This is a genomic window from Virgibacillus siamensis, from assembly GCF_900162695.1.
GTDB lineage: Bacteria > Bacillota > Bacilli > Bacillales > Amphibacillaceae > Lentibacillus > Lentibacillus siamensis_A.
Genome location: NZ_FUIH01000006.1, coordinates 481,230 through 495,558 on the forward strand (window position 1 = coordinate 481,230; position 14,329 = coordinate 495,558).

General features: G+C 40.9%; 13 protein-coding genes and 1 rRNA gene. 12 read left to right on the top strand and 2 right to left on the bottom strand.

Going from position 1 to position 14,329, the window contains the following annotated elements; genetic code table 11:
• Positions 1–75 precede the first annotated feature (75 nt).
• On the bottom strand, positions 76–1,371 hold the full coding sequence (locus B1K71_RS03340; protein ID WP_077324574.1) for a glutamate-1-semialdehyde 2,1-aminomutase: 1,296 nt from the start codon (positions 1,369–1,371) through the stop codon (positions 76–78).
• 159 nt (positions 1,372–1,530) lie between these two features.
• Between B1K71_RS03340 and B1K71_RS03345 the strand changes: the two genes are divergently transcribed.
• From B1K71_RS03345 to perR, 10 genes are all read left to right on the top strand, one after another.
• Positions 1,531–1,968, top strand: coding sequence for a potassium channel family protein (locus tag B1K71_RS03345; RefSeq protein ID WP_077324575.1), 438 nt, complete (start codon positions 1,531–1,533; stop codon positions 1,966–1,968).
• Positions 1,969–2,019: 51 nt separating this feature from the next.
• The gene (gene bcp, locus B1K71_RS03350) at positions 2,020–2,490 is read left to right on the top strand and encodes a thioredoxin-dependent thiol peroxidase (protein WP_077324576.1); all 471 of its coding nucleotides are present in this window, start codon (positions 2,020–2,022) and stop codon (positions 2,488–2,490) included.
• A gap of 294 nt (positions 2,491–2,784) precedes the next feature.
• On the top strand, positions 2,785–4,329 hold the full coding sequence (locus B1K71_RS03355) for a pyridoxal phosphate-dependent decarboxylase family protein (RefSeq protein ID WP_245799130.1): 1,545 nt from the start codon (positions 2,785–2,787) through the stop codon (positions 4,327–4,329).
• A complete protein-coding gene (locus tag B1K71_RS03360) occupies positions 4,307–6,109 on the top strand; it encodes an IucA/IucC family protein (protein ID WP_077324577.1) in 1,803 nt (600 codons plus the stop codon). Before B1K71_RS03355 ends, B1K71_RS03360 begins: the two co-directional genes overlap by 23 nt.
• Positions 6,099–6,701, top strand: coding sequence for a GNAT family N-acetyltransferase (locus tag B1K71_RS03365; RefSeq protein ID WP_077324578.1), 603 nt, complete (start codon positions 6,099–6,101; stop codon positions 6,699–6,701). The genes B1K71_RS03360 and B1K71_RS03365 overlap by 11 nt, the downstream gene beginning before the upstream one ends.
• Positions 6,671–7,966 carry a lysine N(6)-hydroxylase/L-ornithine N(5)-oxygenase family protein gene (locus tag B1K71_RS03370; RefSeq protein WP_077324579.1) on the top strand — a complete coding sequence of 432 codons (1,296 nt, stop codon included), beginning with the start codon at positions 6,671–6,673 and terminating at the stop codon, positions 7,964–7,966. The genes B1K71_RS03365 and B1K71_RS03370 overlap by 31 nt, the downstream gene beginning before the upstream one ends.
• A 24-nt stretch (positions 7,967–7,990) precedes the next feature.
• On the top strand, positions 7,991–9,805 hold the full coding sequence (locus B1K71_RS03375) for an IucA/IucC family protein (protein WP_077324580.1): 1,815 nt from the start codon (positions 7,991–7,993) through the stop codon (positions 9,803–9,805).
• 133 nt (positions 9,806–9,938) lie between these two features.
• A complete protein-coding gene (locus B1K71_RS03380) occupies positions 9,939–10,889 on the top strand; it encodes a D-2-hydroxyacid dehydrogenase (protein ID WP_077324581.1) in 951 nt (316 codons plus the stop codon).
• A 2-nt stretch (positions 10,890–10,891) separates the two neighbouring features.
• On the top strand, positions 10,892–11,449 hold the full coding sequence (locus tag B1K71_RS03385) for a cob(I)yrinic acid a,c-diamide adenosyltransferase (RefSeq protein WP_077324582.1): 558 nt from the start codon (positions 10,892–10,894) through the stop codon (positions 11,447–11,449).
• Between the two features lie 175 nt (positions 11,450–11,624).
• A complete protein-coding gene (gene perR / locus B1K71_RS03390) occupies positions 11,625–12,074 on the top strand; it encodes a peroxide-responsive transcriptional repressor PerR (RefSeq protein WP_428848850.1) in 450 nt (149 codons plus the stop codon).
• A 98-nt stretch (positions 12,075–12,172) separates the two neighbouring features.
• On the opposite strand, the gene B1K71_RS03395 is transcribed toward perR, so the two are convergent.
• Complete coding sequence (locus tag B1K71_RS03395; RefSeq protein ID WP_077324584.1) at positions 12,173–12,568, bottom strand: YgzB family protein; 396 nt, start codon at positions 12,566–12,568, stop codon at positions 12,173–12,175.
• Positions 12,569–12,693: 125 nt separating this feature from the next.
• On the opposite strand from B1K71_RS03395, the gene B1K71_RS03400 reads away from it, so the two are divergent.
• Together B1K71_RS03400 and B1K71_RS03405 are read left to right on the top strand one after the other, a co-directional pair.
• Complete coding sequence (locus tag B1K71_RS03400) at positions 12,694–13,566, top strand: nucleotidyltransferase-like protein (protein WP_077324585.1); 873 nt, start codon at positions 12,694–12,696, stop codon at positions 13,564–13,566.
• 653 nt (positions 13,567–14,219) lie between these two features.
• A 16S ribosomal RNA gene (locus tag B1K71_RS03405) occupies positions 14,220–14,329 on the top strand; the annotation flags it as partial.

Sequence of the window (14,329 nt, forward strand, 5' to 3'; positions counted from 1 at the left end):
AGTCCTGCTATCACAGCTTCCGTAATAAAAAAGCACCCTCCAATGAAGGAGAGTGCCCTTGATCAATCGTTTGATTTACTTCTGTGACATAGCACGGAACGCGTTGCCGGCTGCTTCGATGGTTTGCTCGATGTCCGCTTTCGTGTGTTCTGTTGTAAGGAACCATGCTTCATATTTGGATGGCGCAAGATTAATGCCTTGCTCCAGCATAAGGCGGAAAAATTCCGCAAATGCTTCCCCATCACTTGCTTCAGCCTGTTCATAGCTGGAAATTTTGCCGTCACCAAAGTAAACGGTCAGCGCGCCACACAATCGGTTGAGCGTGATTGGAATTTCATGCACCGATGCCTGTTTCAGAATGCCCTCTTCCAGTTGTTTGCCAAGTGCGTCCAGTTTTTCATAAACACCTTCTGCTTGTAAAACCTCCAGACAGGCAATTCCCGCTGCCATGGAAGCTGGGTTGCCGGCCATTGTTCCCGCTTGATAAGCCGGTCCCAGTGGGGCAACCTGTTCCATAATATCTTTGCGTCCGCCGTATGCACCGATTGGCAATCCGCCGCCAATAATCTTGCCCATTGCGGTCATATCCGGTTCAATGCCGTATACTTGCTGGGCGCTTCCGTACGTAAAACGGAATGCGGTAATGACTTCATCGTAAATGACAAGTGCGTCGGCATTATGGGTAATGTCATTTACAGCCTGCAAAAATCCGTCTCCAGGTTCAACTATTCCGAAGTTACCGACAATCGGTTCAACCAAAACGGCTGCAATCTGGTCACCCCAGCGTTCGACAGCGGTTTTAAATGCATCAAGGTCATTAAATGGAACTGTGATGACATCAGCGGCAACCGATTCTGGAATGCCTGCAGAATCCGGTGTCCCAAGTGTTGCTGGTCCGGAACCGGCCTCAACCAGCACCGAATCAAAATGACCGTGGTAGCAGCCGGAAAATTTGATTAGTTTGTTGCGGCCAGTATAGGCCCGGGCAACGCGGACTGTTGTCATAACGGCCTCTGTTCCCGAATTAACAAACCTTACCTTCTCCAAGGACGGGATTGCCGATTTAAGGATTTTGGCAAAATCGTTTTCCAGCCGGGTCGGAGTACCATACAATACCCCGTTCGTTGCGGCATTGGAAATAGCCTCGGCAATGTGCGGGTGGGCATGGCCGGTTATGATTGGTCCATATGCACCGAGGTAGTCAATATATTTATTTCCGTCCACATCCCAGAAGTATGCTCCCTTGGCATGTTCCATATAAACCGGAGAACCACCGCCGACTGCTTTATATGCCCGTGATGGTGAGTTTACCCCGCCCACAATATGTTCCAATGCTTCTGTATGTAATGCCTTTGATTCTGAAAAATCCATTCTATAATGCCTCCTGATAACGTGCTTTTTCTATTAATAAACCACTTTCTACTATATCAAAAAAGAGCCATCAGCACATTTCCGGATTCCTGATTTTATAAGAATTTGGCAAATTAATGGTTGGATAAGCATATGTATACGATGAGCGGGGGATATATTATGGGGATATTATCATGGGTTTTCATTTTTGGCATATGCGGAATCATTGTAAGAAGTATCGTGCAATTTATTCGCGGGGGAAAACATCGTATATATCTAAAGATGCGGGAGAGCAGGTTTTCTGCGGAAATTTTTTATACATTGCTGATTGTGTATTTTACCGTTATTATCGGGTTTGGATTGATTTATTTTATCTTGTCCATTAACCGGATTTTGCTTGTGGAAAATGGGGAACTTCGGGATGTCAGTATCATTGGTTCTTTGATTCATTCCCTTTATTTCAGCGGAGTTACCCTGCTGACAATTGGTTATGGGGATATTACACCTATTGGCATTGGCAGGCTGATTGCGCTTATCCAGGCACTGGTCGGCTATATCCTTCCAACCGCATTCGTTCTCAGACTAGTGCAATCCAATCAGCGTGATAGAGACAGATAAATGGATATGCTATAGTGGAGGTAACGGAAATTTGGATGGAGGGATAAATGTATGAGTATTGAAGTTGGCAAACAAGCACCTGACTTTACACTGCAGAATCAGGACGGCGACGAAGTAAGTCTGTCCGATTTTAAAGGAAAGTCCGTTGTTCTGTATTTTTATCCGAAAGATATGACACCGGGGTGTACGACAGAAGCTTGTGAATTCCGTGACGCACAGGAAAGCTTTAGTGAGCTGGATGCAATCATTATAGGAGTCAGTCCGGATCCGATTGAGAAGCACCAGAAGTTCATTGAGAAACATGATCTTCCTTTTCTGCTGCTGGCCGATGAGAATCATGATGCAGCCGAAAAATACGGAGTCTGGAAATTAAAGAAAAACTTCGGTAAAGAGTACTACGGTATTGAACGTTCCACATTTATCATTGATCCGGACGGCAATATTCAAAAGGAATTCCGAAAAGTGAAAGTGGACGGGCATGTGGAGGAAGCGTTGCAATTTGTAAAAAATAATTTGTCCTAGGTAAAAAACACTAACCTGACACAAAAAAGAAAAAGTAAGATAATTGAAAGGTGGGCATATGATGCTCACCTTTTTTTGGTGGAAAATTGTTTATGATTGTGGATAATTTGATTGCCGAAATTATGTGTCGTTCCAAAAATAAGTACTGATTTTAATGTGATTTTTTCAAACGCTCCATTTTAGGTACATCGAATTAATTTTCACAAAAGTTATTGACATTGAGAACCGTTATCAATTAAGTTGATAATGAAAATCATTATCAATTAAAACGAAACGCAAAAGGAGTGAATACCTTTGTTTTTGGACGGTACATATACGAATCATTCAGCATTAAATTTTGAGCAATGGTTTCTTTGTCCGGGCGAACAAAGTGGTGAAATGTTCCGGAAATTAATCGACAGCTCGGTCAGCATTATTGCAAATGAAATGACCGGGGTCGATAAACCTTTTTCCGGTACCTCGCGGGAAGAAATAAAGAATATGGCGAAAGAAGTAACCCACATGACTGCAAAAGGGCAACCTATGGAGAGTGTGATGACAGATATTCATGAAGTTGTGAAACATTCATTATGGATTTCACATCCTTCAGCGATGGCACATCTTCATTGTCCGCCAATGATTCCATCAATTGCTGCAGAAGTAATCATTAATGCACTGAATCAGTCTTTGGATTCGTGGGATCAGAGTCCAGCGGCTACGTATGTTGAGGAAGAAGTTATTAGACACTTTATCAGTAAAATTGGCTATCATTCGAATGCAGATGGTGTGTTTACCAGCGGGGGAACACAGTCCAACTACATGGGAATGCTGCTTGCCCGCAATCATGCATGTGAATCCCATTTTTCTGTCAATGTACCAAGGTATGGCATTCCGACTGAAGCAAGTAAACTGCGGATTCTATGTTCAGAGCATGCGCATTTTACTGTACAGCAATCAGCCGCACAACTTGGACTGGGGTGTGATTCCGTCATAAAAATTAAAACAAACGACCAGCATCAGCTTTGTCCGGTGGATGCAAGAGAAAAACTCCACCAGTTAGAACAACAAGGTCTAATACCTTTTGCGATAGTTGCTACCGCCGGAACTACTGATTTTGGCAGTGTAGACAACCTGAAAGAAATCGCAGATCTGGCTGATACGTATAGTCTGTGGATGCATGTAGATGCAGCATATGGGGGAGCCGTATTGTTTTCTCATCACTATCGGCATCTTCTTGATTATATGTGGGAAGCTGATTCGATAACAATTGACTTCCACAAGCTCTATTTCCAATCCATAAGTTGCGGGGCGTTCTTTGTTAAAAACAAACAATCGTTTCAACATATTAAATACCATGCCGATTATTTAAATCCTGAAGAAGATCAGGAAAGAGGACTTGTCAATCTTGTTGAAAAAAGCACTCAAACTACAAAACGCTTTGATGCCTTAAAGATTCTAATGGCTTTTAAATTACTTGGTACTGAAAGGTTCGGTCAAATGGTTGATTATACAATTAATTTGGCTCAAGGAACACGGCAATTACTATTGCAACAAAACTTTGAGGTTCATAATGAACCAATGCTGAATGCGTTGTTATTCCGCTATGTCCCGGAAAATGGTGAAGATTCATTTTTTGCAGATCAAATCAATCTTGAACTGCAACGCTATTTCTATCAGGTGGGGGGACTTATCATGGCAAAAACAAAGCAAGGTGGGAAAGTGTACTTAAAACTGACGATGTTAAACCCTTTAAATACGTTTGAACTGATGGAGAAACATATTGAGAGAATCAAACAAATTGGAAGGGAAATTGAAATAGAGAAAGGAGAGGAAATCTATGAATATTCCGCACACTACTAATCATTTAACAATGCAGAATCTAATAAATTGCTATATTAAAGAAACAGGTAAGGGTGTATGGAAGGATGCCAGGCAAGAAGCACTTCCAATTGATAAGAAGCATGAATATGTTCTTGTTATCCCTTTAATGAGCCTGTCCGTCACGTTATATGTGCCGGTCCGATATAAATCTATGACAGGTCGTCATTTGTTTTCTTCTAATATGTACTATCAGGTACAAAAATCTGAAGTAAAGCAGCTTGATTTTGTAACCTTAATTTTATACCTGCAAAAAGATTTAGCGGAGATGTCTGCCAAACCAATTCAGTCAGAGGAATTGATGCTTAGAACGATTTTAAGCTATCAAACGATGAAAGGAATCTTCTCACAGCGCAGTGATAATCTGGATGAATGTTACCAGTCAGAAAAAACGTTTCTACAGTCTGAACAGTCGCTTTTAATCGGTCACCAGACTCATCCAACCCCAAAAAGCAGGCAGGGAATTGATGAACATGAGGAATATATCTTCACTCCCGAAAGAAAAGGTTCTTTTCAGATTCATTATTTTCGAGTGAAAAAAGAATTAATTGAAGAAGACTCGATTCTGCCTCAATCAGCGACAAGTCTTATAAAAGAAGAATTAAAAAGGGATACATTCATCACGGAAAATTTTAAGAAGATGTATTGCAGGGAAGATAATTATTCATTGGTTCCAGTCCACCCTTTACAGGCAAGAAAATTGTTGGGCAGGGAGGAAATTCTTAAACAGATTCAATCTGGGGGGATTTCCTATTTAGGACCAAGAGGGCGGAAGTTTTATCCAACTTCTTCGATTCGGACGGTATATCACCAAAATGCACAGTACATGTATAAATTTTCGATCCCGGTAAAAATAACAAACTCATTACGGGTCAATAAACGTAAAGAGCTTGATCGCGGTGTTGAGGTGAGCCGGCTGCTGCAACACCTAATTACAAGAAACCTGGATGAATTACACCCTTCATTCAAAATTATTGAAGACCCGGCCTATATTACGGTGAAACTTGGGAAGGAAGATGAGTCAGGTTTTGAGACGGTCATACGTGAAAATCCTTTTCAGGCAGATAATGCGCAAAGGATAACGTTAATTGCCGGACTTTGTCAGGATAACATTGGAAAGAATCGGTCGCATCTTTCCAATATCATCCACCAAGCTGCAGAACGAAGGCATTTATCGGTTGGGCAAGCAAGTGAAGAATGGTTTCGTCGTTATTTAAACGTAAGCCTGCGTCCGCTTTACTGGATTTACACTGCTTATGGGATCGCTCTCGAGGCGCATCAGCAGAACTCACTTATTAAACTGGGTGAAGATGGTTTTCCTGAAACATTTTACTACCGGGATAATCAGGGGTATTACTTTATGAAGTCAAAAGCACAAAATCTGGAACAGGCGCTGCCAAATTTAAATGAAAAAAGTGACACGATTTGTGCTGATTCCATTGCAGAAGAGCGTTTCCGTTACTATTTCTTTTTTAATCATTTATTTGGGTTAATTAATGCCTTTGGCGTTAATCATTTGATTGAAGAACACCGCCTTTTAAGAATGTTAAAAGAGGAATTAAATGCATTATTGGAAGAATACGGTGACTCTACGAATTTAATAGTTTCACTATTAAATGATGAAATGCTGCCATGCAAGGCAAATCTTTTAACAAGAGTACATGATATGGATGAACTGGTTGGGTCCCTTGAGACACAATCCATCTACACATCTGTTGAAAATCCACTGTTCAAAATGGCGGGTGAACTGTATGAAGTTTAGGCAAACAATGGTACAAACTTACCCTTTTGAACATTACGATCCAATTCGCAATTTCACTATTACGTTTCGTGAAGTCACGATGAAAGATGTCAGTTTGCTACATTCCTGGATGCATGAAAAGCATGTGATCCCATATTGGCAGTTGAATCTGCCATTAAGAGAGTATCAAAAACATGTCGAGAAGTTTTTGGCGGATAATCACCATGTATTGTTGATTGGGGAGACAGGTGGCACTCCAATAAGTTATTGGGAGTCCTACTGGGTAAAAGGGGATGTAATTGGAAATTATTATGCGTTTAATCGATTTGACCAGGGGATTCATTTATTAATTGGACCTCCAAGCTATTTAGGGAAAGGGTACATCTATCCGTTGTTGCTCACAATTTTGTTTCATAAATTCAAGGTTTCGGAGACGACAAAAGTAGTTGCGGAACCGGATGTAAGAAATGAAAAAATGATTCACGTGTTTAGAAAATGCGGCTTCATCCCGGTTAAAAAGGTAAACCTTCCTGATAAAACAGGGCTATTGATGTTTTGTGAAAGAAGTGCGTTTGAAAGGAGATGGACGGATTGGCAGCAAAACAAATTTTAGATGTGATTGGAATAGGAATCGGACCTTTTAATTTAGGCTTAGCAGCATTAATGGAGAAAACGGAATGCACTGCCATGTTTTTCGATAAAAAAAGCCGGTTTGAATGGCATCCTGGGATGCTGCTGGAAGGGACAAGCCTTCAGGTGCCGTTTATGGCAGACACAGTAACAATGGTTGATCCAACAAGCCGATTCAGTTTTTTAAATTATTTACATGAACAAAATCGTCTATATCAGTTTTATTTTCTCGAGAAATTTCACATTCCCCGAAATGAGTATAACCATTACTGTCAATGGGTTGCAGGACAGATTCCGCAGCTTCGGTTTGCATCTGAGGTGGAGAATATTGAACGTACGGAAGAAGGGTACTATCGTGTGACGGTGAATTCCTCCGCTGAAAGGAGTATCTACGAGACCAGGCATATTGTGCTGGGAATCGGAACAAAACCCCACATACCGGAAAAACTTTGTCAGGAGAACAGTGACCGTATCTTTCACTCATCAGAATATATGATGAAACGGGATAAGGCTACGGAAGCTGACTCTGTTACTGTGATTGGCTCAGGACAAAGTGCGGCAGAAATTTTCTATGACCTTTTAACAAGGCAGCCGGAACATGCATATCAATTATCGTGGTATACAAGATCAAAGGGTTTCTATCCTATGGAATACTCAAAGCTTGGTTTAGAGCATTTTTCACCCGATTATACAAAGTACTTTTATCAGCTTCCGAAAAAAAAGAAAGAAGGCATTTTGGCCAATCAAGCACTGCTATACAAAGGGATTAGCTTTTCAACGATATCTGAAATATATGATTTGCTTTATGAACGAACAGTTGGCGGTACCAAACCGAACATCCACCTTCAGGCATTAACCGAATTGGTTTCGGCAGAGGAATGCCAAGGTTATTTGCGGTTGTCTCTGTATCAGCACGAACAGGAAACCAGCAGTCAAATAGATACTGATATTGTCATTATGGCAACAGGGTACCGTCCATATATACCTGATTTCCTGAAAGGCATTGAATCACTATTGGAACTTGATGAAAATGGCCAGCTGCAGATAACCGAAAACTATAAAGTGAAAACAAAGAGTGAAGGCGGCCATCATGTATTCATCCAAAACGGTGAGTTGCATACACATGGAGTCGGCGCACCGGATTTGGGACTTGGTGCATATAGAAGTGCAACTATTATTAATCAAATCGCCGGTGAAAAAGTTTATAAGACGTATGAAAAGAATATTTTTCAGCAATTTGGAATGTAGATTTGAAATAAAGGAGTTGCTAACGTGAAGATAAGTGATACACCTTTAACAATGTTAACGGAAAAAAATTGGAGCAATGCAGATCATCAGCTATTAGTGAAGATGCTTGAAGAATTTATTTATGAAGAAATTCTGGTTCCGGATTTAATTAATGATGTAGACGGAATTCGTACATACGAATGGGAAGATAAAAGTGGAACCGTTTATCGATTCCAGGCTAAGACACGTTTGTTTGACAGTATTTCTGTTTTTTCAGATAGTATTGAAGTTCTACCAAGTGAGGATGAAAATATCCCATCCTCCCTTGGTCTTTTACTCAGTATTCAGGAGGAAGGGAAGATGACCAGTTCAACAGCTGGACACTTGGTTCGGGAATATTATCATACGCTATTAGCAGATACCAATCTGATGAAAAAATCCAAAACTGCTGAAGAACTGGTGGAACTGGATTATGCGGAACTGGAAGGGGAAATGAAGGGGCATCCATGGATTACATATAACAAAGGTCGAATTGGATTTGGCTACAATGATTATATCCAATTTGCCCCGGAACAGAAAAGACAAGTTAATCTTTCATGGATAGCTGTCCATAAAAACATTAGTACCTTTCATTCGGTTGTCGGATTGCATTATGAAAATGTCATTGAACAAGAACTGAAAACGGAAACATATCAGCGATTTAATGATACATTACTGGAGATGAACGTTCTGCCGGGGGATTATTATTTTATGCCGGTTCATTTTTGGCAATGGAACCAAATGATTGTTCCGATGTTTGCTTCCAGTATTGCAAACAAGGAGCTTATTCCATTGGGAGAGGGTGAGGATAAATACCTTCCACAGCAGTCTATCCGAACATTTGTCAATACAACCAATAAGGAGAAGTATCATGTAAAACTGCCAATCAGTATTTTAAACACATTGGTTTATCGGGGATTGCCTGGAGAGAGAACTGTGATTGCTCCGGAGGTCACAGCTTTCATGAAAAACATACTGGAAAATGATCCGTTTTTAAAAGATGAATGCAGGCTGGGATTGTTGGGCGAGACAGCAACGTTAAATGTTGATCAACCGGTTTTTCATGCTTTAAAAGGGTCTCCCTATCAGTATCGTGAACTGCTTGGGGTTGTCTGGAGAGAAAGTATTTACAAGGAATTAACGGAAGGCGAGCATGCAATTACCCTTGCTTCCTTATTGCATGTAGATAACGAGGGAACTCCATTTGTTTCCGAACTGATCAAAAAAACCGGTCTGACGGTTAGAGATTGGATTCACAGGCTTATGCAAGCTATTTTGCCGCCGCTGCTGCACTGCTTATATCAATACGGTACAGTGTTTTCACCGCATGGGCAGAATACAGTGCTGGTTTTAAAGGATTTTGTACCTGAGCGAACAATTATGAAGGACTTTGTTGACGATGTTAATATAAGTGATCAGTTATTTCCGGAACTGGAAGCTGTTTCAACCGAATTGAAGGATGTTCTGCGAAGTGAACCGCCTGAAGGGTTGACACAATTTATTTTCACTGGGTTGTTCATCTGTCATTTCCGATATTTAAGTAATATTCTTGAAGACCACGAGGCCTTTTCTGAATATACATTCTGGAGAATCGTCAGGGAAGAAATCCTTGCTTATCAACAAAGATTTCCTCATTTGAAGGAGCGGTATCAGCTTTTTGATTTATTACGTCCCACATTTACTAAGTTGACATTAAATAGAAACCGTATGTTTGATGATGGCTATGAAGATGGTGATGATCGACCGCATGCAAGTGAGTTTGGAGAAGTAGCCAACGCACTGGCTGTGGTCGCTGAAAAAAAATACGCGCAAGAAAGATAGGGTAATTATTAATGGGGTAGAAAAAGCGTTGTATATCTTGCTTTTATCTATCTCTTTGTTTTATTTTTTTCATGGAATTTTAAACCGAAAACATATACTATGGAAGTAGACAATCACGAAGGGGGAATGGTACTTGGTTATCCTGTCGTCAGCTAAACTTTCAGACAAACATAAAGACCGGTTGAAGGATAAATATCCGGAAATGACATTTATTTTCTGTAATAACATGGACGAGGCAGAACAGCATTTGAGTAAAGCGGAAGTTTTGATTACATATGGTGAAGACCTGACAGCTGATCTGGTTGAACAGGCTTCCAAATTAAAGTGGATTATGGTAATTTCCGCCGGACTGGAGAAAATGCCGCTTACCAAAATAGAGGAAAAGGGAATTCTTGTAACAAATGCGAAGGGGATTCACAAGTACCAAATGGCCGAATATGCAATTTCGATGCTGCTGCAGGTTTATCGGCAAAACAAAGTGATGATTGAAAATGAAGCCGCAAACAGGTGGAATAAGTCTGTTCGGCTGCAGGAAATTACCGGGAAATCAATATTGATTGCCGGAACAGGAGCAGTTGGTGGTGAAGTGGCGAGGCTGGCAAAGGCTTTCCGAATGAAAACCTATGGTGTATCCAGGAGTGGACGTCCAGTTGAGTATATTGATAAAAACTATTCAAATGATCAGCTTAAGGATGTATTGCCGAAAGCAGATATCGTCGTATCTGTACTGCCAAGCACCACGGAGACAAAGCACTTTTTCACATACGAATATTTCCAAATGCTGCCGGACCATGCGGTGTTTTTAAATATGGGACGCGGCGATGCGGTCAGCCAGGATGTAATTTTACAGGCAATACAGGATGGTGAGATTGCACATGCGGTACTGGATGTTTTTGAAACTGAACCGCTCCCGGAAGACCATCCATTCTGGGAAGAAACGAATATAACTATAACACCGCACATATCAGGCAGATCACCAATGTATCATACACGAGCATTGGAAATATTTGAGCAGAATCTGCAGGCATATTTGGATCATAGCGATGATTATGTAAATAAAATTGATGTAACCAGGGGGTATTAACCATGCGAATTTATACACGAAAAGGTGACAAGGGAACAACTTCGCTGATTTATGGCCAGCGTGTTCCGAAAAATGATCTGCGTGTTGAGGCATATGGAACATGTGATGAAACGAATTCCATGATTGGTCTTGCCTTAAGCTTTCTCGAAAATGAGGAGTGGGATGAGAAAGACGCATTCCTCGAAATAATGCACCGCGTTCAGACAATTCTTTTTCATGTCGGGGCTGAACTCGCAACCCCGAAGGATAAAGAAGTGAAATGGAAACTGAAGCAGGAATATATTGAGGAACTGGAGAATCAGATTGATGAGTGGGATAAAAGTCTTGAACCATTGCGAAACTTTATCCTGCCGTCAGGTCACAGTGCATCAAGTGCTTTGCACGCAGCCAGAACGGTAGCGAGAAGGGCGGAGCGGACAACGGTTGGCATGGAGGATGAATTGGAAAATCCGCTTGTTGTATCGTATCTGAACCGATTATCCGACTTTCTGTTTGTAGCTGCACGATATGTGAACCAAAGTTTGAAAGGAACAGAAATCCCATTAAAGGCTGATATATAGAATTGCCAAAAGCAAATGATTGTCGATGAGAATCATTTGCTTTTTTATGTATTATATTTTCAAGGCTACAATATACTTATATTGACAGACAGCTCTTAGGGAAGGTACACTATTTATAAGAATTATAAAATAAGAATTCATTAGCATTTGATTATAATAAACGAAAGTGAGGTGCATGACGGTGTCTGAACAGAGGCTTCGCGAGGCAATTAATACATTGAAAGACTCAGGCGTCAGGATAACACCACAGCGTCATGCGGTTCTTGAGTATCTTCTAAATTCAATGGTTCACCCAACAGCCGATGAGATTTATAAAGCGCTTGAAGGCAAGTTCCCGAATATGAGCGTGGCGACGGTGTACAACAACCTGCGTGTATTGCGGGAGATTGGCCTTGTCCGTGAATTGACTTATGGCGATTCCTCCAGTCGCTTTGACTGTAATACCACTGAACATTATCATATTATATGTGATCAGTGCGGTAAAATAGTCGATTTCCATTATCCAACATTGGATGAAGTGGAATCTTTGGCTGAGCAGGTAACCGGATTTGAAGTTAGTCATCACCGAATGGAGATTTATGGCAAGTGCGAGGAATGCCAGAAGGTTGAAGCGCAAAAGCATTAATAATGGACGGTAAAAGCCGAATGTCCATTCCGGGCATTCGGCTTTATTTATGCTAGTGTTCTTCCATGAAAAAAATCCGCCTTTGGAGCGGATTTTTGTTATTCATTATTTTTTGCCTTTTGTTTCACTTCTTTACGATATTTTCGTGTATTGTATTTTTCATCAAATTCTTTACCCTCAAGATCTTTATCAAGTGTCAGCGGCTGTTTGCAGTGCATACATGCGTCAACGCGTCCAAGCATCTTGGTTGGTTTTTCACAGCTCGGGCATATTATCGGAACAGCCTTCGTTGAAAGCATTCCAATCCAGAAATAAACGACACAGCTGAAAATAACAAACAATAAACCGATAATCATGAACGTGGCCATCAGCCATGGAATCTTTTTGGACAGGATTCCACCATACATGAAAGCAAAACCGACGAAGACCTGAATCAAGGCAAAGGAACGTATTTTATTTATTTTGCTTGAATAGACCAATTGCTGTTGTTCCATGATTGTCCTCCTTAAGAATACATTGCCAGTATAGCATATTTTAACAGCTTTTTTGACCGTAAAAAAAGGAATTTACAAAAATATAACGAATTATATAGTATTGAGGTTAATGGAGGAGTCATTACATGGAAGATTTATTGCGGCCAATTTATCAGGAACGTGCCAGTGATTCCAGCACGTTGGGAATTGTAATTATTGAAAAAACGAAACCAAACAGCCCGATTACGGATAATTTTGATGTTATCCTGCTGATCATCGTCCGGGAGGCGATGGAGGACTGGTTTGTGAAACATTACGAATTGGATGGCGGAAAAACGGCTGCCATGCATATCGTCACGGAAAAGCTGTTAATGGACTGGATTGATACTAGCGGCTACCGGAAAGCAGTGGAATGGGTAATCAACGGGAAAGTAACATTTGACCGAAATGGCTATATTGCTCAATTAAAGGATCAACTGCGGGACTTTCCATGTGGCAGAAGAAACCTGCGGAAGGCGATGGAATTCGGCAAACTGGTAAAAAGTTATAATGAAGTAAAAGAGCTTTATGAATCACAGCAATTAAAGGATGCCTACAGCAGAATGGTGCACTCGCTGCATTATCTGGCAAGGCTGGCAGTCATTGAAAAAGGGTATCATCCGGAAGTGACCCTATGGAACCAAGTGAAGCAGATTGATCCGGAAGTATATAAGTTGTATGAGGAATTAATTGAAAGTGATGAAGAGATTGAAAAGCGGATCAAGCTGATGATTCTTGCTGCGGATTTTGCTATTAGTACAAGAGCGGAAGTCTCAGCCAAGCATTTGCTTGATATCATACGGACGCAGAATGAAGCATGGACATATGCAGATCTGAAACAGCATGAAGCGGTAAAACCCTATGTCCTTGATCTTGCCGCAATGCTGACTTATCTGACGGAGAAAGGATTACTGGAAACAGAACTTGCTCCGACAAAAGGAGCGGGGGTTTATCAACTGAAATATAAATCTGTATCATGAATCATGCACCAAAATTGTTTTGCCGGCATATGTATAATTTGGCGGATGTGGCTATGGAAGGTTAGAATTCCATAGCCTTTAAACTTTCTTATAGTTTACGTTAATTCAAGTGAATTTAGTATTGACTTTAAAATAGAGGCGTGGTAAAGTTGTATTCGCTGTTGAAAATTCCGCATGAATTTTTGCCGGCACATGATTTTAAAATTTCCTAAATTTCCTCTTGATTCAAAGCGGAAATCATGGTACATTAAATATCGTTGCGCTTGGATAGGCAACAGACTTCTTTCAAAAAATAATTCAAAAAAGATGTTGACATTAACTTTGAAAGATGATATATTAGTGAAGTCGCTGTTTTGAAGCGGCGCAAGAATATTTGCTCTTTGAAAACTGAACAAAACAACCAGTATGTCAAGTTAAAAAGCGTAAGCGCTCGGTTAGCGACGTACGGACTGGACTGAGCCGAAGGAGATAAAGGAAACACGATGAACGTATTGAATCGATGTTGACTTATCGTACGGAGGTGAGGGAAGTCTCGCTAGTCGCTGAGCGCTGGAGCTGGATTAGAAACAGGACAAAAGCAAATGCTTTTCCCTGGATTCAATTTTAAAGCTAAGACTTAAACCTATGGTTGATTGGTGTCAATCATAGACAAACTTTTGGAGAGTTTGATCTTGGCTCAGGACGAACGCTGGCGGCGTGCCTAATACATGCAAGTCGAGCGCGGGAAGCAGACGGAAGCCTTCGGGTGGAAGTCTGTGGAACG